At 68.7% G+C, this 22936-nt stretch carries 23 protein-coding genes; 13 read left to right on the top strand and 10 right to left on the bottom strand.

Going from position 1 to position 22936, the window contains the following annotated elements; all coding sequences use genetic code 11:
* The first annotated feature begins 41 nt into the window (after nucleotides 1-41).
* Both F3H57_RS12115 and F3H57_RS12110 read left to right on the top strand, forming a co-directional pair.
* A complete protein-coding gene (locus tag F3H57_RS12115; protein WP_149756178.1) occupies nucleotides 42-2825 on the top strand; it encodes a [protein-PII] uridylyltransferase family protein in 2784 nt (927 codons plus the stop codon).
* Nucleotides 2822-3094 carry a hypothetical protein gene (locus F3H57_RS12110; RefSeq protein ID WP_149756177.1) on the top strand — a complete coding sequence of 91 codons (273 nt, stop codon included), beginning with the start codon at nucleotides 2822-2824 and terminating at the stop codon, nucleotides 3092-3094. The genes F3H57_RS12115 and F3H57_RS12110 overlap by 4 nt, the downstream gene beginning before the upstream one ends.
* 3 nt (nucleotides 3095-3097) lie before the next feature.
* On the opposite strand, the gene eda is transcribed toward F3H57_RS12110, so the two are convergent.
* Together eda and edd are read right to left on the bottom strand one after the other, a co-directional pair.
* The gene (gene eda, locus F3H57_RS12105; protein ID WP_149756176.1) at nucleotides 3098-3742 is read right to left on the bottom strand and encodes a bifunctional 4-hydroxy-2-oxoglutarate aldolase/2-dehydro-3-deoxy-phosphogluconate aldolase; all 645 of its coding nucleotides are present in this window, start codon (nucleotides 3740-3742) and stop codon (nucleotides 3098-3100) included.
* Nucleotides 3743-3824: 82 nt separating this feature from the next.
* Nucleotides 3825-5630, bottom strand: a complete 1806-nt coding sequence (gene edd / locus F3H57_RS12100; protein WP_149756175.1) for a phosphogluconate dehydratase — start codon at nucleotides 5628-5630, stop codon at nucleotides 3825-3827.
* A 186-nt stretch (nucleotides 5631-5816) separates the two neighbouring features.
* Between edd and F3H57_RS12095 the strand changes: the two genes are divergently transcribed.
* The 3 genes from F3H57_RS12095 to F3H57_RS12085 all read left to right on the top strand — a co-directional run bounded on the left by F3H57_RS12095 (nucleotide 5817) and on the right by F3H57_RS12085 (nucleotide 8744).
* Nucleotides 5817-7043, top strand: coding sequence for an RSP_2647 family RNA methyltransferase (locus F3H57_RS12095; RefSeq protein ID WP_149756174.1), 1227 nt, complete (start codon nucleotides 5817-5819; stop codon nucleotides 7041-7043).
* A complete protein-coding gene (locus F3H57_RS12090) occupies nucleotides 7040-7579 on the top strand; it encodes an RSP_2648 family PIN domain-containing protein (protein WP_149756173.1) in 540 nt (179 codons plus the stop codon). The genes F3H57_RS12095 and F3H57_RS12090 overlap by 4 nt, the downstream gene beginning before the upstream one ends.
* Nucleotides 7580-7646: 67 nt before the next feature.
* A complete protein-coding gene (locus F3H57_RS12085) occupies nucleotides 7647-8744 on the top strand; it encodes an ABC transporter ATP-binding protein (protein WP_149756172.1) in 1098 nt (365 codons plus the stop codon).
* Here F3H57_RS12085 and F3H57_RS12080 read toward each other — a convergent pair.
* On the bottom strand, nucleotides 8741-9406 hold the full coding sequence (locus tag F3H57_RS12080) for a helix-turn-helix transcriptional regulator (RefSeq protein WP_149756171.1): 666 nt from the start codon (nucleotides 9404-9406) through the stop codon (nucleotides 8741-8743). The two genes, F3H57_RS12085 and F3H57_RS12080, sit on opposite strands and share 4 nt — an antisense overlap.
* Nucleotides 9407-9623: 217 nt before the next feature.
* Between F3H57_RS12080 and F3H57_RS12075 the strand changes: the two genes are divergently transcribed.
* Genes F3H57_RS12075 through F3H57_RS12060 form a run of 4 tightly spaced genes read left to right on the top strand, consistent with a single transcriptional unit; the run spans nucleotide 9624 to nucleotide 12021 of the window.
* A complete protein-coding gene (locus F3H57_RS12075) occupies nucleotides 9624-9842 on the top strand; it encodes a twin-arginine translocase TatA/TatE family subunit (protein ID WP_037257233.1) in 219 nt (72 codons plus the stop codon).
* Nucleotides 9843-10316 carry a Sec-independent protein translocase protein TatB gene (gene tatB / locus F3H57_RS12070; protein WP_149756170.1) on the top strand — a complete coding sequence of 158 codons (474 nt, stop codon included), beginning with the start codon at nucleotides 9843-9845 and terminating at the stop codon, nucleotides 10314-10316. It abuts the gene before it with no gap.
* Entirely contained in the window at nucleotides 10313-11185 is an 873-nt protein-coding gene (tatC, locus tag F3H57_RS12065) for a twin-arginine translocase subunit TatC (RefSeq protein WP_149756169.1), read from the top strand. The genes tatB and tatC overlap by 4 nt, the downstream gene beginning before the upstream one ends.
* An 11-nt stretch (nucleotides 11186-11196) precedes the next feature.
* Nucleotides 11197-12021: an ATP-binding protein gene (locus F3H57_RS12060; protein WP_394349832.1), complete on the top strand. Its 825-nt coding sequence runs from the start codon at nucleotides 11197-11199 to the stop codon at nucleotides 12019-12021.
* 59 nt (nucleotides 12022-12080) lie between these two features.
* Here F3H57_RS12060 and F3H57_RS12055 read toward each other — a convergent pair whose 3' ends face one another.
* From F3H57_RS12055 to purF, 7 genes are all read right to left on the bottom strand, one after another.
* On the bottom strand, nucleotides 12081-13307 hold the full coding sequence (locus tag F3H57_RS12055; protein WP_149756167.1) for a peptidoglycan DD-metalloendopeptidase family protein: 1227 nt from the start codon (nucleotides 13305-13307) through the stop codon (nucleotides 12081-12083).
* A gap of 104 nt (nucleotides 13308-13411) precedes the next feature.
* Entirely contained in the window at nucleotides 13412-14056 is a 645-nt protein-coding gene (locus tag F3H57_RS12050) for a protein-L-isoaspartate(D-aspartate) O-methyltransferase (protein ID WP_149756166.1), read from the bottom strand.
* Nucleotides 14053-14838, bottom strand: a complete 786-nt coding sequence (surE, locus tag F3H57_RS12045) for a 5'/3'-nucleotidase SurE (protein ID WP_149756165.1) — start codon at nucleotides 14836-14838, stop codon at nucleotides 14053-14055. The genes F3H57_RS12050 and surE overlap by 4 nt, the downstream gene beginning before the upstream one ends.
* 275 nt (nucleotides 14839-15113) lie before the next feature.
* The gene (locus F3H57_RS12040) at nucleotides 15114-15758 is read right to left on the bottom strand and encodes an SDR family NAD(P)-dependent oxidoreductase (protein WP_149756164.1); all 645 of its coding nucleotides are present in this window, start codon (nucleotides 15756-15758) and stop codon (nucleotides 15114-15116) included.
* Between the two features lie 32 nt (nucleotides 15759-15790).
* Nucleotides 15791-16051 (bottom strand): pilus assembly protein PilP, encoded by a 261-nt coding sequence (locus F3H57_RS12035; protein ID WP_149756355.1) that lies wholly within the window; start codon nucleotides 16049-16051, stop codon nucleotides 15791-15793.
* Between the two features lie 103 nt (nucleotides 16052-16154).
* A complete protein-coding gene (locus tag F3H57_RS12030; protein ID WP_188129673.1) occupies nucleotides 16155-16727 on the bottom strand; it encodes a DUF2199 domain-containing protein in 573 nt (190 codons plus the stop codon).
* Entirely contained in the window at nucleotides 16724-18196 is a 1473-nt protein-coding gene (gene purF, locus F3H57_RS12025) for an amidophosphoribosyltransferase (protein ID WP_149756354.1), read from the bottom strand. The genes F3H57_RS12030 and purF overlap by 4 nt, the downstream gene beginning before the upstream one ends.
* A gap of 200 nt (nucleotides 18197-18396) precedes the next feature.
* On the opposite strand from purF, the gene F3H57_RS12020 reads away from it, so the two are divergent.
* The 4 genes from F3H57_RS12020 (at nucleotide 18397) to F3H57_RS12005 (ending at nucleotide 22874) form a co-directional block, all read left to right on the top strand.
* Entirely contained in the window at nucleotides 18397-19839 is a 1443-nt protein-coding gene (locus F3H57_RS12020) for a cytochrome ubiquinol oxidase subunit I (protein WP_149756162.1), read from the top strand.
* Between the two features lie 10 nt (nucleotides 19840-19849).
* Nucleotides 19850-20878 (top strand): cytochrome d ubiquinol oxidase subunit II, encoded by a 1029-nt coding sequence (gene cydB, locus F3H57_RS12015; RefSeq protein ID WP_149756161.1) that lies wholly within the window; start codon nucleotides 19850-19852, stop codon nucleotides 20876-20878.
* Nucleotides 20878-20982, top strand: a complete 105-nt coding sequence (locus tag F3H57_RS12010; protein ID WP_149756160.1) for a DUF2474 family protein — start codon at nucleotides 20878-20880, stop codon at nucleotides 20980-20982. The genes cydB and F3H57_RS12010 overlap by 1 nt, the downstream gene beginning before the upstream one ends.
* Nucleotides 20983-21584: 602 nt before the next feature.
* Nucleotides 21585-22874, top strand: coding sequence for an Nramp family divalent metal transporter (locus F3H57_RS12005; protein WP_223163064.1), 1290 nt, complete (start codon nucleotides 21585-21587; stop codon nucleotides 22872-22874).
* Nucleotides 22875-22936 lie beyond the last annotated feature (62 nt).

Genomic DNA, 22936 nt, shown 5'->3' with positions numbered 1-22936 from the left:
AACCGTTGCACCCCGGGCAAAACCGTGGCCAATTCGGCGCCATGACCTTCGCATCCCGCCTGACGCGCCTGCCCACCGCCTACGATTCCGACCACGCCGCGGACACCGCCGCAGAGGTGCCCTGGGCCTCCGGCGAGGTCCGCGATCTTCTGACCGGCGCGGGCGGGACCAGCCCGCACCTGCAATCTCTGATCGGCAAGGAGGCCGGCTGGCTTCAAGGCGCGCTCGACGATGTCGACGCCGCGCTTCCGTCGCTCTTCGCGGAATTGCGCGAGGGCCCGGTGGAGCGGCGCGCCGACGATCTGCGCCGGGCCAAGCGGCGGGTCGCGCTGCTGACCGGCCTCTGCGATCTCGGCGGCGTGTGGGAGCTCGAGGCGGTGACGCAGGCCCTGAGCGATTTCGCGGACCTCGCCGTGCACCTCGCGCTGCAGGCTACGGTCGGCCACGAGATCCGCCGCGGCAAGCTGCCGGGGCAGGGCGAGGACGACATCGCGGATGCCGGCGGCATCGTCGCCCTCGCCATGGGCAAGATGGGCGCGGGAGAGCTCAACTATTCCTCCGACATCGACCTCATCTGTCTCTTCGACGAGACCCGCTTTGCGCCCGAGGATTTCCACGACGCCCGCGCCTCCTTCGTGCGGGCCACGCGCAAGATGTGCGGGATGCTCAGCGACTTGACAGGGGAAGGCTACGTCTTCCGTACCGACCTGCGGCTTCGGCCCGACCCGGCCGTCACACCCGTCTGCATGGCCATGGAGGCGGCGGAGCGCTACTACGAGAGCCTCGGGCGCACATGGGAACGGGCGGCCTACATCAAGGCGCGCGCCGCCGCCGGCGACATCGCGGCGGGCGAGCGGTTCCTGAAGACGCTCACCCCCTTCGTCTGGCGTCGGCACCTCGACTTCGCGGCGATTCGCGACGCCCACGAGATGCGCCTGCGGATCCGCGCGCAGAAGGGCCTGGGCGGGCCGATCACGCTGTCCGGGCACGACATGAAGCTAGGCCGCGGCGGCATCCGCGAGATCGAGTTCTTCACCCAGACCCGCCAGATCATCGCCGGCGGGCGCGACCCGGACCTGCGCGTGCGCGGCACCGTGGCGGGGCTGGCGAAGCTGGCGGAGAAGGGCTGGGTCCCCGAGGAGGTGGCTTCGGACCTTACCGACGCCTACCGCGCCCACCGCGAGGTGGAGCACCGCGTCCAGATGCTGCGCGACGCGCAGACCCATGACCTGCCGTCCTCGGAGGACGAGATGGCGCGGCTGGCCTGCCTGATGGGCCGCGACCGCGACGCGCTGGAGGCGGAGCTGCACCAGCGGCTCGAGATGGTCCACGAGGTCATGGAAGACTTCTTCGCCCGCGAAGGCGGCGGCGGGAGGGCCCCCGAAGAGCCCGAGTTCGGCGCGGATACGACGCAGCGCTGGCCGACCTATCCGGCCCTGCGCTCGGCCCGCGCGGTGGAGATCTTCGACCGCCTACGCCCCGAGATCCTGCGGCGCCTGTCGCGCGCCGCCAAGCCTGACGAGGCGCTTCTGGCCTTCGACGGCTTCCTCGCGGGCCTGCCGGCGGGCGTGCAGCTTTTCTCGCTCTTCGAGGCGAACCCGCAGCTTATCGACCTTCTGATCGACATCGTCTCGGTGTCGCCCGACCTCGGCCGATATCTGTCGCGCAATGCCGGCGTCTTCGACGCGGTGATCGGCGGCGATTTCTTCGACGACTGGCCGGGGCTGCCGGCGCTCGTGGCGTCGCTGGAGCGAACGCTGGCACGAGAGGGCGATTACGAACGTCGGCTCGACGCGGCGCGGCGCTGGGGCAAGGAATGGCATTTCCGCGCCGGCGTGCACCTTCTGCGCGGTCTCATCGGGCCCGAGGAGGCGGCAGCGCAGTATTCCGACGTGGCCGAAGCGACGCTCACCGCGCTCTGGCCGGTTGTGGTGGAGGAGTTCGCCGCCAAGCACGGCGACCCGCCGGGCCGGGGCGCGGCGGTCATGGGCATGGGCAGCCTAGGCTCCAGGCGGCTGCACGCGCGGTCCGACCTCGATCTCATCGTCATCTACGATGCCGATGGGGTGGAGGCGTCGGAGGGCCGGAAGCCATTGTCGTCAAGGGTTTACTACGCGCGGCTCACGCAGGCGCTGGTGACCGCGATCACCGCGCCGATGGCCGAGGGGCGGCTCTACGAGATCGACATGCGGCTGCGCCCCTCGGGCAACCAGGGGCCGGTCGCGACGTCGCTGACCTCTTTCCGCGACTACCAGGCGCGCGAGGCCTGGACGTGGGAGCACCTGGCGCTGACCCGCGCGCGCTGCGTGGCCGGCGCGGCCGAGATCTGCGCGGAGGTCGAGGCGGTGCGCGCCGAGGTTCTGAAGACGCCCCGCGACCGCGCCGCGGTGCTGGACGAGGTTGCGACAATGCGCGCGCGGATCCAGGCGGCGAAGGGCAAGGGCGCGTTCTGGGATCCCAAGATCGGCCGCGGCCGGATGCAGGAGATCGAGCTTGTCGCGCAGACCGGCGCGCTGCTGGCGGGCAAGGACACGCGCTCGGTCGCCGGCGGGCTTGCGGCGGCGACGGGGTGCGGCTGGCTCGGCCCGCAGGACGCCGAGGCGCTGGAGGCGACGCACGGCGCGCTGTGGGCGCTGCAGATCGGCACGCGGCTGATCCATGACGGCCCGGTGGAGCCGGAGACACTCGGCGATGGCGGCGCAGCGGTAGTGCTGCGCCTGACCGGGGCGGAGTCGCTTGAGGCGCTGGCGGGCACGTTGCGCAGCGCGACGGAGCGGGCGGCGGCGGCGATCGACCGGGCGCTCGGGCAGGAGGCGGCGGCGTGACCGGGCAGGGCGATGCGGCCGATCCGCGGGGCGTGATCCGCGAAGCCTACGCGATCGAGGGGATCGGACCGGAGGATTGCCGGTCGATCTTCCTCGACTGGGCGCTGACGGTGCCGGCGGAGGCCGACACCGAGGCGCTGATCCGGACGCTCTTGGCGCGTCACGGTACGCCGGATCACCCGATGACAGCCGTCCTGCGCGAGGGGCTGGGCACGGTGCGCCCGCGCCGTCGGGGCGGCGCCGTCGGCCGGCGCGGTGGCTCGGTCTGAGGCTTAGCCCGTCGGGAGGGCAGCGGCCTCGCGCGCAAGCGCGGTGATGCCGTCCCAGTCGCCCGCGGCGACCTTGTCCTTCGGCGCGACCCAGGAGCCGCCGACGCAGAGCACGTTGGAGAGGCCGAGATAGTCGCGCGCGTTTCCGAGCGACACGCCCCCCGTCGGACAGAAGCGCACCTGCTGAAGCGGCGCACCGATGGCCTTCAGCGCAGGCGCGCCGCCGTTCGCCTCGGCCGGGAAGAACTTCTGCACGGTGTAGCCGCGTTCGAGAAGTGCCATCACCTCGGTCGAGGTGGCAGCACCGGGCAGCATCGGCAGGTCCGCCTCTTCTGCGGCATCGAGGAGCCGGTCGCTCGCGCCCGGCGAGACGCCGAATGTGGCGCCGGCATCCACGGCGGCGGCCACGTCCTCGGGCGTCAGCAGCGTGCCGGCACCGACGCGACCGCCCTCCACCTGCGCCATCTCGCGGATCGCGTCGAGCGCGGCAGGCGTGCGCAGCGTGACCTCGAGGACCGGCAGGCCGCCGGCGACGAGCGCCTCGGCCAAGGGACGTGCCTGCGCGGCGTCGTCGATGACGAGTACGGGGATCACGGGAGCAAGGCGGCAGAGCGCCTCGCTTGCTGTGCTTGCGTCACTGGGGGTCATGTCGTGCGAAACCTTGCGCTTGTGGCGGGGGCGGAGCCTCCGGCGGGAGTATTTGTCACGAGAAGAAGGCGCAAGGGCAGGGTCAGACGACCACTGCCGCGCCGTTCGAGGAGAGGCCGACGTTCTGGCGGAAGACCTCGAAGATCTCGCGCCCGACGCCGTGGCCGTTGCCCTTAAGGTCGGCGGTCACGGGATCGCGGGCGTCGAAATCGGCCTCGAGGCAGTCGATCGTGCCGTTCGTGGCATCGACGCGCACGCGGTCGCCGTCGCGCAGTTTGGCAAGCGGGCCGCCCTTGGCCGCCTCGGGCGAGACGTGGATCGCCGAAGGCACCTTGCCGGAGGCGCCGGACATGCGACCGTCTGTGACCAGCGCGACCTTGAGGCCACGGTCCTGCAGCACCGCGAGCGTGGGGGTGAGCGAGTGCAGTTCGGGCATGCCGTTCGCGGTCGGGCCCTGGAAGCGCACGACGACCACCGTGTCCTCGGTGAACTCGCCGGCCTTGAAGGCGTCCTTCACCTCCTGCTGGTCTTGGAAGATGCGCGCCTTGGCCTCGATCACGTGGCGCGAGGGATCGACCGCGGAGGTCTTCATCATGCCCTTGCCGAGATTGCCATCGAGCTGCTGCAGCCCGCCGGTGGGCTGGAACGGGTCCGAGGCCGGGCGCAGGATCTTGTCGTTCTGCGTCGTGCCCGCGCCGGGGCCCCAGGTGACCCGGCCGCCGTCGAGCTTGGGCTCCTCGCGGTAGCGCGAGAGCCCGTCGCCGGCGACGGTGCGCACGTCCTCGTGCAGAAGGCCGGCATCCAGAAGCTCTCCGATCATGAACGACAGGCCGCCGGCGGCGTGGAAGTGGTTCACGTCGGCAAGGCCATTGGGGTAGACCTTGGCCATCAGCGGCACGGCGTTGGAGATCTCGTCGAAATCCTCGAGCGCGAGCTGCACGCCGGCGGCGCGGGCCATGGCCGGCAGGTGCAGGACGAGGTTCGTCGACCCGCCCGTCGCCATCAGCCCGACGATGCCGTTGACGAAGGCCTTCTCGTCGAGGATGTCGCCGACGGGGCGGTAATCGTTGCCGAGCCCGGTGATCTGGAGCGCGCGTTCGGTGCCTGCCACGGTCAGCGCCTCGCGCAGCGGTGTGTTCGGGTTCACGAAGGAGGCGCCGGGCAGGTGCAGGCCCATGAACTCCATCAGCATCTGGTTGGAGTTCGCCGTGCCGTAGAAGGTGCAGGTGCCCGGCCCGTGATAGGAGGCCATCTCTGCCTCCATCAGCTTGTCGCGGCCGACCTCGCCGGCGGCGAATTGCTGGCGCACCTTGGCCTTCTCGTCGTTCGGCAGGCCGGAGGTCATCGGCCCCGCGGGCAGGAAGATGCCCGGGATGTACCCGAAGGTCGCGGCCGCGATCACGAGCCCCGGCACGATCTTGTCGCAGACGCCGAGATAGAGCGCCGAATCGAACGTGTTGTGGGACAGCGCGACCCCGGCGGCGAGCGCGATCACGTCGCGCGAGAAGAGCGAGAGCTCCATCCCCACCTGGCCCTGGGTGACGCCGTCGCACATCGCCGGCACGCCGCCCGCGACCTGCGCGGTGCCGCCCTGGGCGCGGGCGGCTTCGCGGATCAGGGCAGGGAAGGTCTCGAACGGCTGGTGCGCCGAGAGCATGTCGTTGTAGGCGGTGACGATGCCGATATTCGGTGCCCGGCTGCCGGCGAGCGCGTCCTTGTCGTCCCCCATCGCCGCGTAGGCATGCGCCTGGTTGCCGCAGCTCAGATGCGCGCGGCGGGGGCCTTCTTCGGCGGCACGGCGCATGCGGTCGAGATAGGTGCCGCGGCTCTCCTCGGAGCGGGCGCGGATGCGGTCGGTCACGGCTTGGATCGTGGCGTTGAGGGTCATGGGCGGGGCTCCTTGTCCCTTGGCTCGGCCCCCTCGGGAGCGCGCTGGGTCGGCGACAATTTCGATGTAACGCGGTTAGCGCTAACAGTAAAGACGGCGGCTGGCGGTCCGGGTTGGCTACGGAAAGCCGGTACCCGCATGCGCTCCGGCTTTCCCTTGTACCGCGGCGCGGCTAAGAGGGGCGGCATGACGCAGCCCCCCGACGCCCCCGACGAAAACACCGCCGCCGACCTGCCGGTCGTGCGGCTGAAGCCGAAATCCAAGCCGCAGGCGATCCGCCGCGGCTATCCGTGGATCTATGCCGACGAGCTGGTGACGGACCGGCGTACCAAGGCGCTGGCCCCCGGCACCATCGCGCGGCTGGAGGATGCCGAGCGCACGCCGCTCGCGCGTGTGGCGGTCAATCCCAACTCCAAGATCATCGCGCGGGTGATCGACCGCGAGGGGAGGGGGATTCCCGATCATGCCTGGTTCGTCGCGCGGCTGAAGCGGGCGCTGGCGCTGCGCGAACGGCTCTACGACGCGCCGTTCTACCGGCTGGTCCACGCCGAAGCGGACGGGTTGCCGGGGGTTGTCATCGACCGGTTCGGCGACATCGCGGTGATTCAGCCGAACGCGGCCTGGGCCGATGTGCTGATCGACCCGCTCGCCGCGGCGCTGGCGGAGGTTACGGGCGTCACCACGATCCTCAAGAACGCCGGCGGGCGGGGGCGTACGCTGGAAGGGCTGGACGCCGAGGACGAGGTGCTGAGGGGCAGCGCGCCCGAGGGGCCCGTCGAGGTTGCGATGAACGGCGCGACCTACATGGCCGACCTGACCGGCGGGCAGAAGACGGGGCTCTTCTACGACCAGCGCGAGAACCAGGCCTTCGCGGCGCGGCTGGCGCGCGGGGAGGACGTGCTCGACGTCTTCTCTCATGTGGGGGGCTTCGCGCTCGCGGCGCTGGCGAACGGTGCGAGCTCGGCGCTCGCGGTGGACGGGTCGGCCCCGGCGCTGGCGCTGGCCGAGGCCGGGGCGACGGCTTCGGGCGTCGCGGAGAGGTTCGAGGCGCGGCAGGGCGATGCCTTTGCCCAACTCGAAGCGCTGGGCGCTGAGAACCGCCGCTTCGGGCTGGTGATCTGCGATCCGCCCGCTTTCGCGCCGGCCAAACCTGCGCTTGAGGCGGGCCTGCGCGCATATGAGCGCGTGGCAAAGCTGTCGGCGCCGCTGGTGGCGCCGGGCGGCGCGCTGGTGCTCTGCTCCTGCTCGCACGCGGCGGACCTGGCGGCGTTCCAGGGCGCCTGCCTGCGCGGCATCGGCCGTGCCGGGCGGCGGGCGCAGCTGATCTATACCGGGCAGGCGGGGCCGGACCATCCGCTGCTGCCGCAACTGGCCGAGTCGGGGTATCTCAAGGCGCTCGTGTTCCGGTTGTGAAGGTGCTGATCGACACCTGCGTGCTCTACCCCACGGTGATGCGCGAGGTGGTGCTGGGCGTCGCGGGCACGGGCGCCTTCACGCCGCTCTGGTCGGCGCGGATCCTCGAGGAATGGGCCCGGGCGGCGCGCAAGCTCGGCCCCGGCGGCGAGGCGCAGGCGCGAAAGGAGATCGCGGAGGTCCGGGCGCGCTGGCCGGGCGCGGAGATGACGTGGCCGCCGTCGCTGGAGGCGCGGCTCTGGCTGCCGGACGGCAACGACATCCACGTGCTCGCGGCCGCCATCGCGGGCTCCGCCGACGTGATCCTGACGGTGAACGCGCAGGATTTCCCGCGCGGCACTCTGGCCGAGGAAGGGCTGTCGCGCGCCGACCCCGACGGGTTCCTGCTCGGACTCTGGCAGGCCAGGCCCGAGGCGGTGGCCGGGGCGGCCGGCGCCGTGCTTGCCCGCGCGCGCGACATCTCGGGTGAGGACTGGCAGATGCGCCCGCTTCTCAAGAAGGCCCGGCTGCCGCGTCTGGGCAAGGCGCTCGGCTGAGCGGCTTGCCGGGGGCGGCCTGCGCTGCTAACGCCGATCCCTGAGCATTTTCATTGGACACCGCGAGATGGCCCGAGACGTGACCGTCGATCCCCCCCGGCTCGAAATCCGCAACCTTGCCAAGAGCTTCGCGGGCAAGGCGGTTGTCGACGACGTGTCCCTGACGATCGCGCCGGGCAACGTGACCTGCCTGCTGGGGCCCTCGGGCTGCGGCAAATCCACGACGCTGCGGATGATCGCGGGGGTGGAGATGCAGGACAGCGGCACCATCCACGTGGACGGCGCGCTGGTCTGCGACACCGTGTTCCGCGTGCCGCCCGAGCGACGCTCCATCGGGTTGATGTTCCAAGATTTTGCGCTGTTTCCGCATCTTACCGTGGGTGCCAACGTCGCCTTCGGCCTGACCGGCCCTAAGGCCGAGCAGGAAGAGAGGGTGCGCCACCTTCTGTCGCGCGTCGGGCTCGAAGGCTACCGGGACAACTGGCCGCACGAGCTGTCGGGCGGGGAGCAGCAGCGCGTCGCGCTCGCCCGCGCGCTTGCGCCGCGGCCGCGCATCATGCTGATGGATGAGCCGTTCTCGGGCCTCGACAACCGCCTGCGCGACGGCATCCGCGACGAGACGCTGGCCGTCCTGAAGGAAGAGGGCACCGGCGTCCTGCTGGTCACGCACGAGCCCGAAGAGGCGATGCGCATGGCGGACGAGATCGCGCTGATGCGCGACGGCAGGATCGTGCAGATCGGCGCGCCCTACAACATCTACACCGCCCCCGCGGACAAGGAGGCGGTGGCCTTCTTCAGTGATATCAACGTCCTGCAGGGCGTCGTTCACGGGGCGCTGACCGACACGCCGTTCGGCGCCTTCCTCACGCCGGGCCATCCCGACGGCGCGCGGGTGGAGATTGTGTTCCGCCCCCAGCACGTGTCGATCGACTTCGATCGTGGCGGGCGCGGCCCGAACCCGACCGACCGGGCGGGCACGCCGGCGCGCGGCGTGGTGGCCCGGGCGCGCTTCATGGGCTCCGAAAGCCTCGTGGAATTCCGCATGGACCATGACGGCGAGGTGCTGCGCGCGACCGTCCCCAACGTCTTCCTGCCGGCGGTCGGCACGCCGATGTGGCTGACCGTGCGCCGCGACCGCTGCTTCGTGTTCCCGGCTGCGGGCTAGGGCGTGCGGGCGCGGTAGTCCGACAGCCGCTTGCCAGGCTCGTCGACGAACAGGCCCGGCAGAGGGCTCAGCGCCCGCACCCTGTCGATCCGGAAACTGGTGAAGTCGCCGGACCCTTCGTCCCAGGCGATGCAGGTCCAGACGCGGCCCCAGTAATCCACGTGCAGCGGGCGGATGTCGCGCGGCGCGTCCTCCTCCGCCAGCGTCACCCGCAGCTTCTGCCGCGCCCGGATCGCGCGGCGGATCGCCGGCATGTGGCGGAACCCCTCCGCCGCCTCCGCGAACGGGTAGGTGGCAAAGCCGAACCGCTCCGCCGCCATGCCGGTATCCTCGGGTAAAACCGCCTCGATCTTCGCGGACAGGGTGCGCGAGGCCTCGGCCATGTCGTCGAGCCCGCTGGCGCCGATGGCCGCAAGACCGAGATGCAGTGCCTCCAGCTCCGGCTCTGTCAGGTTGAGGGGGGGCAGGGTGATCGCCGCGCGTGCGGTGTAGCCGGCGCCGCGCTCACCCTCGATCGGCACGCCCGAGGCGGCCAGCACGTCCATGTCGCGGTAGATCGTGCGCAGCGACACGCCGGTGTCGCGGGCCAGGTCCTCCGCCCGGTGCAGGCGGCCATCCTTCAGCCGCGACATCAGCGCGTAAAGTCTGTCGGCGCGTTTCATCCCGGGTGATTCGCCCTGTGTCGGACTGTCATTCGAACGTCATACTGACAAAAACCTGACAACTGACAAGATAATGTCAAAACCAACCCCGGATTCATCGTCCCGCGCGCCGGAAATCGGTCATTGCCCGCTTTCGCGCTGGGCCGCGAAGCCTTAAATGTGCAGGACGAAGTCCGGCGGCGGCTCCACGCCGCCCGCGCATCCGGGAGACAGATCCATGCTCAACAATATCGGCCTGCCGGGCCTTCTGCTCATCGCCGTCGTGGTGCTCGTGCTCTTCGGGCGCGGCAAGATCTCGGGCCTGATGGGCGAGGTCGGCAAGGGCATCACCGCCTTCAAGCGGGGCGTGTCGGACGGCCAGAAGGAGCTTGACGACGACGAGAAGGCCGAGAGTGCCCGTGACGTCACGCCCGAGGAAAAGAAAGACAACGCCTAAATGCTCGACCTGGGCTTTGCCGAGCTTCTGATCATTGGGATCGTGGCGCTGATCGTCGTCGGCCCGAAGGATCTGCCGGTCCTTTTCCGCAATGTCGGTCGCTTCGTCGGCAAGGCGAAGGGCATGGCGCGCGAATTCAGCCGCGCGATGAACGATGCCGCCGACGAGTCCGGCTTCAAGGACGCGGCGAACACGTTCAAATCGGCGACCAAGCCCATGTCATCGGCCATGGACGGGGTGAAGGACGCGGCCCGCAGCATGACCGACGCCGCGCGGCTCGACGATATCGAGGAAGAGGGCGGCAAGAAGAAGGCCGCCGATCCCGAGGCGGAGGCCAAGCGCAAGAAGATCGAGGCCGCGAGCGCCCGCGCCGCCGCAGAGCGCAAGCGGCGAGAGGCCGACGAGGCCGCCAAGAAAGCAGACGAGATGGAATCGGCGCTCCCCTCCGACGACGACCGCAAGGGTGAGGCATGAGCGTCCGCGACGACGACGAGATCGAGGACAGCTCCGCCCCCCTGATCGAACATCTGGCGGAGCTGCGCACGCGCCTGATCCATTCGGTCGTGGCGTTCATCGTCGGCATGGTGCTCTGCTTCACCGTCGCGACACCGATCTTCAACTTCCTGACCGCGCCGCTCTGCCAGGTTCTGGCCGACCGCGGGCAGGATTGCGACCTGATCTTCATCTCGCCGCAGGAAGGCTTCTTCGTGGCGGTGAAGGTATCGCTGCTGGGTGGCTTCATGCTGGCCTTCCCGTACATCGCCAACCAGATGTGGCGGTTCGTTGCGCCAGGGCTCTACAAGTCGGAAAAGGGCGCGTTCCTGCCGTTCCTGGTGGCCTCGCCCTTCATGTTCATCCTCGGCGCGGCCTTCGCCTTCTACGTGGTCACGCCGCTCGCGTACGACTTCTTCCTCGGCTTCCAGCAATTCGGCACGGAAGGCGAGGCCGTGGTTGGCGAAGAGGTCAGCCAGGGCCTGTCGGTGGTTTTCCAGGGCTCGGCGCAGGAATACCTCAACCTGACGATCAAGTTTATCGTGTCCTTCGGTCTGTGCTTCCAGTTGCCGGTGTTGTTGACGCTGATGGGCAAGGCCGGGCTGGTCTCGGCCAAGGGGCTGGCAGACGTGCGCAAATACGCGATGGTCGGCATTCTGGTGCTGGCGGCGCTGGTGACGCCGCCCGACGTGATCACGCAGGTCATCCTGTTCGTGGTGGTCTACGGGCTATACGAAATCTCGATCTTCCTGGTGGCCCGGGTAGAGCGCAAGCGCATCGCGGAGCTGAAGGCGCAGGGCGTCTGGTTCGAGGATGAGGACGACGACGGCGACGAGGACACCGGCCGGTGACAGACGACGCGATGACACGCATTGCCGAGGCGCTGGAGCGGCTGGCTCCGGCGCCTTTGGAAACTCCCGACTTCGACACGGCCGAGGCGTTCGTCTGGCACACCGCGCCGGACCGGCTGGAGCCGGTGGCCCAGGTGAACCGCGTGCCGCTGGACCTTCTGCTCGGGATCGAGCGGACCAAGGCGACCCTGCTGGACAACACGCTGCGGTTTGCACGCGGGTTACCGGCGAACAACGCCCTTTTGTGGGGCGCCCGCGGGATGGGAAAATCGAGCGCAGTCAAGGCGGTACACGCCGAAATTCTGGCAAAGGGCGAAGACCTGAAGCTGGTGGAGTTGCAGCGCGAGGATCTGCCTTCGGTCGGGCGGCTCCTCGGCCATCTGCGGCGGTCGCAGCATCGCTTCCTGCTGTTCTGCGACGACCTGTCGTTCGGGCATGACGACCAGCATTACAAGAGCTTGAAGGCCGTTCTTGACGGCGGGGTCGAGGGGCGCCCGGCAAACGTGCTGTTCTACGCGACGTCCAACCGGCGGCACCTGATGCCCCGCGACATGATCGAGAACGAGCGCTCCACCGCGATCAACCCGTCCGAGGCGGTGGAAGAGAAGGTGTCGCTCTCCGACCGCTTCGGCCTCTGGCTCGGCTTCCACCCCTGTTCGCAGGACGAATACCTCGACATGATCCGCGGCTATTGCGCGGCGCACGGTGTGGAGGTGGACGACGAGACGCTGCACGCCGAGGCGATCGAGTGGCAGGCCACGCGCGGTGCGCGGTCGGGCCGGGTGGCTTGGCAGTTCTTCACCGACCTGGCGGGGCGGCACGGCGTCGCCGTCTGATCCGGGCGGCGCGAATAAGGCCGCCCAAGCATTTGACTTTCAGTAATTATCTGCGGGCCTCAGCCGCGTAGATAGGTCATCGGATCGACGCTTTCGAAGCCGTTGCGCACCTCGAAGTGCATCCGCGCGGGGTCGCCGGCCTTTACCTTGCCGATGGTCTGGCCGCGGCTCACGCTGTCGCCCTTCTTCACCGAGATCCCGTCGATATGGGTATAGACGGTCAACAGATCGCCGGGATGCTTGACCACCAGGATCGGGATGTCGTCGGTGTTGGTCGTGATCGCGGCCACGGTGCCGCCGGCGGCCGCCTTCACCGCGGTGCCGGCCGGGGCGGCGATGTCGATGCCGTCGTTCCGGCCCTTGCTGTACTCGCGGATGATGCTGCCGGAGACGGGCATCGCGAACTCGCCCTCGGACGCGCTGGACTCCGTGGTCTCTCCCACGTCGGGCGCGGGGGCATCGGGCGGCGGCGCGGCGGCGGTCTGCGTCTGCCGCGGCTCTGGGCTTTCCTCGGGCAGCGGCCGGGACGAAGAGGGCGGCGTCGGTGTTGGAGAGCCGCGGCCGGGCTCGGAGACGTCCGGTTCCGCTGCGGCGCTCTGCTCCTCCTGCGCGACCGGGATCAGCAGGTACTGTCCCTCGCGCAGGGTGAAGTTCTCGTCGAGCCCGTTCCATTCCGCCAGCGCGCGCGGGGTGACGTTGTAGAGCCGTGCGATGGTGAAGGCGGTCTCGCCACGTTCGACCTGGTGGCGCACCGGCTCCGGCCCCGACGGGGCGGGTTTGGGCGTCGTGCGGTTCGGCGGCTCAGCCGACTGGCCCGACGCTGGGGAACTGTCGATGGCATTTCCGGCGAGCGTGGCGATGTCGACGTTACCGGCGGGCTCCAGCGCCTGGGTGCCACCCGGCGTGCCGGTCTGACCGGAGGGCTCGGAAACCCGGCGCGGCAGCGACACGACCTCCCCGGCCCGCAGCCGGTCCCCGGTCTGCACGCCGTTGTGGCTCGCGAGTTCCTCGGCCGGCAGGCCCACGCGGCTGGCGACATCGGCAAGCGTGTCGCCCCGCCGCGCCACCGCGACCTGGTAGTTGGGGTAGGAGATGACGCCGCGGGCGTCCGGCTCCGGCCGGTCGGCGGTGGCGTTGACCGCCGCCTGCGACGTGTCCACCGGTCCGCCGAGCCGGCCGCGCATGTCGAGATCCATCGGCCCGTCGCAGGCCGCGAGGGCGGTGGTCAAAAGAAGCGCGGCGCCGAGGCGCGGCCCGGTCAAGGCTTTGAGACTGCTCTGCGTCATCGCGTCGTTCCTCGGATGCGCCCCTTGTGGCCGGGGCGTCATGGGTTCGGGCACCGTCGCCTGTTCTGGTGCCCATGGATGTCGTGACGCCCCGTCGGAGCGCGTCATGTTTCCTTGCCCATCCCCTCGACCAGCGGCACGAAGCGCACCGGGCGAAGTTCGTCGTAGTCGAACCCGTCCTCGCCGCGTGTCACCCGGATGAGGCGTTGCACCGTGTCGGACTGGCCAACCGGCAGAACCATGATACCGCCTATCTTGAGCTGGGCCAAGAGCGGCCCCGGCGGATCCTCGGCCGCTGCGGTCACCACGATACGGTCGAACGGCGCCTGGTCGGGCAGACCGTGGCTGCCGTCCGCCGTGAAGGCGGTGATGTTGACGAGCCCCAGCCGTTCGAACACCTCGCGCGCCTCGAGGACGAGCCGGCGATGGCGGTCGACGGTGTAGACCCGCCGGACGAGCTGGCTGAGGATCGCCGCCTGGTAGCCCGAGCCGGTGCCGATCTCCAGCACCTTGTCGCGCGGGGAGAGCTGCAGCGCCTGGGTCATCAGCCCGACCACCGACGGCTGGGAGATCGTCTGCCCGCAGGCGATGGGCAGCGGCATGTCGTCGTAGGCGCGGTCGGTGAAGTAGTGCCGGATGAAGGCGGCGCGGTCGATCTTCTCCATCGCCGTCAGGACGGCCTTGTCGGTCACGCCGCGTGAACGCAGCGCGTAGAGGAACTGCATCTTGCGTTCCGCGTCGTCGCTCATCCGAAGGCGGCCTCGATCCGGTCCAGCGCGTCGTGGGCGGTCAGATCGGCGCGCATCGGCGTGACGCTGACATAGCCGTCGAGATTGGCGGTGGCGTCGGTGCCGGAACCGGTCGCGCGCTGCTGGTCGCCGCCCCTGATCCACAGGAACCGCCGCCCGGCCGGCGACAATTGCGGCTCGACGCCGAAGCCGGTGCCGACGCGCCGGCCCTGGCGGACGATGCGCGTGCCCTTGACCTCGGCCGCCGGAACCGGTGGAAAATTGACGTTGTAGAACAGCCGGTAATCGTATCCGCCGTCCGGCGCGCAGTCGAGGATGCGGCGGACGATCCCGGCGCCGTGGACGCGGGCGGCCTCGAACGGATCGTCGATGGCTACGTTGGCGGGGCCGTAATACTGCGACAGCGCGATTGCCGGCAGACCTTGCAGGGCACCTTCCATAGCACCGCCGATGGTACCGGAATAGAGTACGTTCTCGGCGGCGTTGTTGCCGCGGTTCACACCCGAGAGGATCAGGTCGGGCGGCGTGTCCTTCAACACGTCGTGCAGGCCGGCGAGCACGCAGTCGGCCGGGCTGCCCTCCGCGGCGAAGCGACGCGGGGCCAGTTCGCTGACCATCATCGGCCGCGAGTAGGAGATGCAGTGCCCGACGCCCGATTGCTCAAAGGCGGGCGCGACGGTCCAGACCTCGCCGCCGTCGCCGGCGATCTCGGTGGCGATGCCGTGCAGCACGTCGAGCCCGCGGGCGTTGATGCCGTCGTCGTTGGTGATGAGAATGCGCATGAAGGTCCTGCCCTGGCTTTGCCACTCTGTAGGAAATGTGCCGCGGCGGGGCAAGCGGAGGGCGCGCAATGCCGGCCCGCGCGCTCGCCCGCCCACCCACCCCGCGCGCGCGCCGGCAATGCCAGGGCATCGTGCTGGAGCGAGAGGCTGACGGAGAGGCGCCGTCAGCGCCTCTGCCAGCCTGCCGCCGCCCGGATCCGCGTCAACGACGAGCCGCCTGCCGGAAGTCGCCTGCGGCGATCCTTGACCCGGCTCCGGGCGGCGGCGTCGCAGGTTCAGCTAAAGGCGGCGATCAATCGGGCGGCCTCGTCGGCGGGTGGGGTGAGGCGATCGCGGTTCTCACCGGGGTAGAAGCGGGCGCGCATCGCCGTAGGCATCGGCTGCGGCGTCAGGATACGGACCTGCGGGCCGTGCTTCTGCGTCTCTGCCGCCCAGGACCTGGCGAGCGCGATCTGCGCCGCCTTGGTCGCGCCGTAGAGGCCGAAGAACTTCGCGCCCGGCGCTTCGGGATCGTCGAAGAACACCGCGCGGCCCGTGCGGCCGAGCAGGGGGGCGATGTAGGGGATCAAGTGGCCCATCGCGGTGACGTTGGTGGCCACCGATTTCGACCAGTCCTTCTGGGTGATGTGATCCGCCGGGGTGAGCGGGCCGGCATGCACCGCCGTGTGGCACCAGAGCGCGGCACCGCCCCAGCGGTCGTGGATGCCGCGGCACAGATGCGCCATCGCGTCCGGGTCGGTCACGTCCATCGGCGCCAGCGTCGCCGCGCCGCCGCGCGCCTGGATGCGGTCGTCGAGCGCCTCGAGCGCGCCGGTGGTGCGGGCGACGGCGACGATATGGTGGCTGTCGGACAGCGCCTCGGCCAGGGCGAACCCCAGCCCTCGGGAAGCGCCGGTAATGAGGGCGACGGGTCTGGACATGGGCGCGGCTTTCGCCCGCGCCCCGCCGATTGTCAACTGCCCGGAATCTCGATCCAGCGGGCGCGGCCGCCCCGGACGAGGGCCAGGCGCGTCTCCTCGATAGCGGCAACCTCGCTGCGGCCGATACGTGAGCCGCGCGCGACGCGCGCCACCTTTCCGGAAGGCAGGCGGACGAGCGCGGTGGGCGCATCCTGCGTACCAGACGTGCCAAGCAGCGTGATTTCTCGAAGGTTCAGCGGCGCCTCTGTCGTGGCAGTCCTGGCGACCTGGTCTGGGGTCTGTTGCTGGGCCATCATGCACCTCCTGCCGGGGTTCGGTCGCCTTGTCTACGCTGCGGCGCGGCGAAGGAAAACAGGAGGTTTCGTAGGCTGGCGGGGCGGCGCCGATGCCGCAGCGTCAATCCGCCAGAAGGTGCGGGCGCACGTCCATGCCTGCCGCGTCGTAGATGTCGAGCAAGTGGTCGAAGGAAATGCCCTCTGCCTGCGCGCGCGCCAGCGGCCCCTCCTGGGGCCGAAGGCGCGGGCGCTCGCCCGCCTCGCCGGGCACGATGTCGCAGGGCACCGGATCGCGCCCGAGGTCGAAGCCCGGGATCGTGTTCATCAGGTAGCCGAAGCAGCCCTCGAAAGGTGGCCCCTCACCGAGTGCGGCGTCGAGGTAGTGATAGAACCGGTCGGGCGCGACGCCGGCCCAGACGCCGAAGGCGAAACGGTCGTCCGCCCCGCGCAGCGGCAAGAGCAGGACGCAGCGGATGAAGCGATGCTCCCCCAGTCGGCAGAGATCAGTGCCGAGCTTGTCCTCGCCAACGACCAGCTCGTCGCCCCCCTGGTCCTCGAGCGCGCCGTGCGGCCAGGGGTCGGGATGGTCGAAGCCGATGTCGAAGATGCCGTCGAACTGCCTGCCGCAGCACGGGCAGGCGCGATCGGGGTCGTTGAACCGCCGCCAGCGTGCGTCGAGGTCAAGAAGGTTCACTCGGCCGCCTTGAGCTGGAAACCCTTCTCGATCTGGTCGGAGGGCTCCACCGGGTATTCGCCCGAGAAGCAGGCGTCGCAATATTGCGGGCACTCGGAATTGCGGCCCTGCGATTCGCCCACCGCGCGGTAGAGCCCGTCGAGCGAGATGAAGCGCAGGCTGTCGACGTTCAGGTGCTGGCGCATTTCCTCTTCGGACATGGTGGCGGCCAGCAGCTTCTCGCGCTGCGGTGTGTCGACCCCGTAGAAGCAGGGCCACGAGGTCGGCGGGGAAGCGATGCGGAAATGCACCTCGGCCGCGCCGGCGTCGAGGATCATCTCCTTGATCTTGCGCGAGGTCGTGCCCCGCACCACCGAATCGTCGACGAGGATCACCCGCTTGCCCCTGATGAGCGCGCGGTTGACGTTGAGCTTCAGCCGCACGCCCATGTTGCGGATCTGCTCGGTCGGTTCGATGAAGGTGCGGCCCATGTACTGGTTGCGGACGATGCCCATGGCGTAGGGCACGCCCGATTCCTGGCTGAAGCCGATCGCCGCCGGCGTGCCGCTGTCGGGCACCGGGCAGACGAGGTCGGCCTCGACCGGGGCCTCGCGCGCAAGCTCCACGCCGATCTGGCGGCGCGTTTCGTAGACGGACCGGCCACCGATGATCGAATCGGGGCGCGAGAAATAGACATGTTCGAAGATGCAGAAGCGCGCGCGCTGCGGCCGGAACGGGCGCAGCGATTCGATCTTGCCGTCGGGGGTGATGACCACCATCTCGCCCGGCTCGATCTCGCGCACGAACTCCGCCCCGATGATGTCGAGCGCGCAGGTCTCGGACGACAGCACCCAGCCGTCGCCGAGGCGGCCGAGGACCAGCGGGCGCACGCCCAGCGGGTCGCGCACGCCGATGAGCTTGGTGCGGGTCATCGCCACGACCGAGAACGCGCCCTCGACCCGGCGCAGCGCATCCTCCATCCGGGAGGGGATGTCGCGTTGCAGCGACCGGGCCATCAGGTGAATGATGCACTCGCTGTCCGAGGAGGACTGGAAGATCGAGCCGCGCTCGATCAGCTCCCGCCGGAGCGCTTCTGCGTTGGTGATGTTGCCGTTATGGGCAATCGCCGCGCCGCCCATGGAGAACTCGCCGAAGAAGGGCTGAACGTCGCGGATCTGCGTCGGCCCCTTCGATCCGGAGGTCGAATAGCGCACGTGCCCGATGCCGAGCGATCCCGGCAGCGTCTCCATCACCGATTGCGAGGTGAAGGTGTCTCGCACGTAGCCGAATTTTCGCGCCGAGCTGAAACCATGTTCGGGGGCGTAGGTGACGATCCCGCCGGCCTCCTGACCGCGGTGCTGCAGGGCGTGCAGGCCGAGCGCGACGAAATTGGCGGCGTCGGACACGCCAACCACGCCGAAGACGCCGCATTCTTCATGCAGCTTGTCGGCATCGACGGCGTCGAAGTCGAAAGGATGTGATGGCGGCAGGGAAGGGGTCACGCGCGAGGGCTCCGCTCCGGCTCGTTACAGCGGCTACCTAAGCGAGTGCGCGCCGCTTGTCACGCCTCTGTCACGTCACGTCGGCGATATCGGGGGAAAAACTGCGGCCTGTTGGCGCAACTCGTGGGACATGTCGGAAACGTCGCCTAGGTGACGGAGCAAGACGAGGCAATCCGAAGGGTCCGATCATGGAGACGACGTTCCTGGGGCTGGACGCGCTGATGCTCGCGCGGATCCAGTTCGCGTTCACCGTCGCATTTCACTTCATTTTTCCCGCCTTCACCATCGGCCTGGCGAGTTTCCTCGCGGTGCTCAACGGGTGGTATCTGTGGTCGAAGGACGAAGCGTATCTGCATCTGTTCAATTTCTGGCTCAAGATCTTCGCGATCACCTTCGCCATGGGCGTGGTGTCGGGAATCGTCATGTCCTACCAGTTCGGCACCAACTGGTCGGTCTTCTCGGACCGCACGGGCCCGGTGCTCGGCCCGCTCATGGCCTACGAGGTGCTGACGGCGTTCTTCCTGGAGGCCGGGTTCCTCGGCATCATGCTGTTCGGGCGGGGCAAGGTCGGCAACGGCCTGCACATGGTGGCGACGCTGATGGTCGCGGTGGGGACCGCGATCTCGGCCACGTGGATCCTGTCGGTCAATTCGTGGATGCACACGCCGGCGGGCTTTTCGGTCAATGACGCCGGCCAGTTCGTGCCGGAGGACTGGTGGGCGGTGATCTTCAATCCGTCCTTCCCCTATCGCCTCATCCACACGCTGACCGCGGCCTATCTGACCACGGCCTTCATCGTCGGCGGCGTGGGCGCCTGGCACCTTCTGCGCGGGCGCTGGCAGAACAAGAGCGTGCGCAAGATGTTCTCCATGGCGATGTGGATGGCCGCGATCGTGGCGCCGCTGCAGATCGTCTTCGGGCATGAGCAGGGTCTGAACACCTACGAGTACCAGCCGACCAAGGTGCTGGCGATGGAGGGGCATTTCGAGACGCACGAGAACGGCATCCCGCTCTACCTCTTCGGCATCCCGAACCAGGAGGAGGGGCGGCTAGACTACGCCGTGGGCATCCCGAAGATCGGCGGGCCGATCCTCGGCAAGGGGTGGAACGCGTCGATGGACGGGCTCGACACCGTGCCCGAGGCCGAGCAGCCGCCGGTGGCGATGGTCTTCTGGTCCTTCCGGATCATGGTGGGCATCGGTTTCCTGATGATGGGTGTCGGCCTCTGGTCGCTCTGGGTCCGCTGGAAGGGACGGCTCTACGAGGATCGCTGGCTGCACAGGGCGGCACTGGTGATGGGGCCCTCGGGGCTCGTCGCGGTGATCGCCGGCTGGATCACCACAGAGGTCGGGCGCCAGCCCTACGTCGTATACGGAGAGATGCTGACGGCCGAGGCTAGCTCACCGCTCGATGCCGGTGCGGTCGGGGCGTCGCTCCTTGCCTTCATCGTGATCTATTTCGCGGTGTTCGGGGCAGGGGTCGGCTACCTCTTCAAGCTGATGGGCAAGACGCCGGAGCGCGCGCCCTACGAGGAAGATATCGACTACGGCCCGCTCAGGGCCTCCGGCATCGTGCCGGGGGTGCAGCAGGAAGCGCCGAAAGGCGGCAACGACCGGCAACCGGCGGAGTGAGGGACGCATCATGGACGCATTGGCGACATCTATCGACCTGACCATCGCCTGGGCACTGCTCCTGGCCTTTGCGGTCTACGTCTACGTCGTGCTCGACGGTTTCGACCTTGGCATCGGCATCCTCTACCCGTTCTTCCGCAAGAAGGAGGACCGGGACCTGATGATGAACTCCGTCGCCCCGGTCTGGGACGGCAACGAGACCTGGCTGGTGCTGGGCGGCGGCGGGCTTTTCGCCGCCTTTCCGCTGGCCTACGCGATCATCCTGCCGGCGCTCTATCCGCCGATCGTGGCGATGCTGCTGGCGCTGATCTTCCGCGGCGTGGCCTTCGAGTTCCGCTGGAAGGCTGTCGGCACGTTCCAGGCCCGGTTCTGGGACGCGGCCTTCATCGGCGGCTCCACCGTTGCGGCGCTGGCGCAGGGCATCACGCTCGGCGCGCTCCTCCAGGGGATCGAGGTCGACGGCCGCGCCTATGGCGGTGGCTGGTGGGACTGGCTGACGCCGTTCTCGGTGCTGACCGGGGTGGCGGTCGTCGCCGGTTATGCCTTCATGGGGGCGACGTGGCTGAACATGAAGCTCGAGGGCGACATCCAGATCCGTGTGCGTCGTTTCGCGCGGATCTTCGGGATCGCCACGATGGGGGCCATCGTTCTCGTCAGCCTCTGGACCCCGTTCCTCGAGCAGGAATATTTCTCGCGCTGGTTCTCGTTCCCCGCCGCGCTGGTGGTCGCGCCGGTACCGCTGCTGGTGGCGCTGATCGGCTTTCTGCTGTGGCGGTCGATCACGGAGGAAGGGCGTGACTGGATGCCCTTCGTGCTGACCTGCGCGCTGTTCGGCTTGTGCTTTCTCGGGCTCGGGGTGTCGATGTGGCCGTGGGTGATCCCGCCGACCGTTTCGATCTACGATGCGGCGAGCCCGGCGAAGTCGCAGCTCTTCATGTTCGTCGGGGCCATCGTTCTGGTGCCGATCATCCTAGCCTATACGGGCTACGCCTACTGGGTCTTCCGCGGCAAGCTCAAGCCTGGCGAGGGCTACCACTGATGCCGCGGGGGCTGAAACGGCTGGGCTGGTTCGTTCTGATCTGGGCGCTCTCGGTGGGGGCGCTCGGGATCGTGGCCTACGGGATCAGGGCGATGATCCTGTAGGTCGGCGGAGGCGGACGCGGCGGACCGCCCGGTCCGATGCGACAAAAGGCCCGGCATCCGGCCGGGATCGGACTCGCGGCGCCCGGTCCGGCTGATTCGCCGTTTCGCGCGTGGCGGCAGCGGCAATATCGCCCGGCGCCCAAAAAAAGGACACAGGCGCTGTCCGCAGCGGCTCTGTCGCCGAAGACAGCGGGCGGCCATCTGCAATTACGAGGCCGACCACGAAAGCCATCATTGCGACCCTTCGTTTATTGGCGTTTTCCCATTTCGGGAAAGAGGGCGGCTCAAGCGAGAGAGGCATTTCTCGCGGGCAGTGATAACCAACTGTTATCGCGCGATAATTAAAAGCATGGGCATTTTTTGCGTGCCGGCAAATAAGTCTTCGTGGCTCTGAATAAGCCGAGTAATGGATTCGTCGGGCGGTGTGTAGGTGGAGGGCACCGCCGCCCGGGACCGGCATTTTCGGCCCGGTATATCCATCGGGAGGAATACCTTTGACGACCACAGATACTGGCATCATTGGAGGCGCCGGAACTGCTCCGTCGGGCGTCGACATCGAGATGCGCAATGGTGTCGTACATCTCAAGGCACCGGGGACGACCATGGGCGATACCTGGCGTGCCATGGGGCCCGGCGTCGCGGCGGCGATGACGGGTATCGGCGCGAGCCACATCATTCACGGCCCCACCGCGGGCGCGCAGTACGGATACCAGATGCTCTGGATCATCCCGGCTGCCTATATCCTGAAATACTGCGCATTCGAATTCGCTCACCGATATACCATGGTGAAGGGCGAAAGCGTGATGGAGGCCTATGGCCGCGTCGGCCGCTGGCCGTTCTGGTACCTCGGTTTCCAGTCGGTCGTGAACGCCGTCGGTATCGCCGGCCGCGCGCTCGGATGCGGCGCGATGTTCTACGCCGCCTTTCCGTTCATCCCGCTGCCGGCGTGGGCCGTTCTGATCCTGCTGTCCTGCGTCGCGATCCTGTGGGCCGGCAAGTACGCGGCTGTCGAGACGGTCTGCAAAGTTGCTCTCATCGTCTTCGCGCTGTCGACCTTCGTTGCCTTCGCGCTGCAGGCGCCGCCCCCGGGCGACTACATCGCCAACCTCTTGCCGGCGCTTGCTCCGGCGGGTGCGATGATCCTGTTCGGCGCGATGTGGGGCTACTTCCCCACCACGGTCGAGGTCGCCCCGATGCAGTCGAACTGGGCGGTCGCCAAGGGCGCCGGCATGGTGCGCGTGCGCCGGCTGGAGGCCGAAGGCCACAAGGTCGAGATGGAGCCGAACTACCTGAAGAACTCCATGACCCTGTTCCGCCGCGACATGAACCTGTCCTATGTCGTGTCGGCGCTGACCGGGATGATCTTCCTGATCATCGGCGCCGCGGTGCTGCATCCGATCGGGCTCGTGCCGTCGGGCAGCGAGATGGGCAACACCATCGCCCGGATCTACACCGACACGTTCGGCGCGTGGATCTTCCCGCTGATCATCGCCGGCGGTGTTGCGGCACTCTATTCCACGGTGTTCACCTATTTCGACGGCCAGGCCACCATCGTCGAGGAATGCGGCGCGCGGCTCTTCAAGTCGCTCGACAATCCGGGAACACGGATGCTGATGTACAAGGGCTTCCAGGTCGTGCTTCTGGTCATCGGCATCGCGGTGATCGTCGGTCTGCCGAAACCCGTTCTGGTGGTTCAGGTCGCCTCGGTGCTGGCGCTGTTGTTCTCGCCGATCCTGTACTGGCTGAACATCAAGGCGGTGAAGGACGGCTTCAAATCGCCGTTCGAGCGGGATTTCATGCCGTCCGCGCCGCTGATGGCCTTGGCATGGATCGGAGCCGTCGGCATGGCTGTCGTCAGCCTTTACGTCCTCTCCACGATGTTCCTCTTCTGAAATTGACATCCGAGATGCGCGACACCGAGTCGTGACCTGTAGGGCCCCCGCCGAAAGCCGGG

Source organism: Roseivivax sediminis (genome assembly GCF_900112685.1).
Lineage (GTDB): Bacteria > Pseudomonadota > Alphaproteobacteria > Rhodobacterales > Rhodobacteraceae > Roseivivax > Roseivivax sediminis.
The sequence above is the reverse complement of the archived record's forward strand: the minus strand, read 5'-3'. Positions and strand labels throughout refer to the sequence as shown.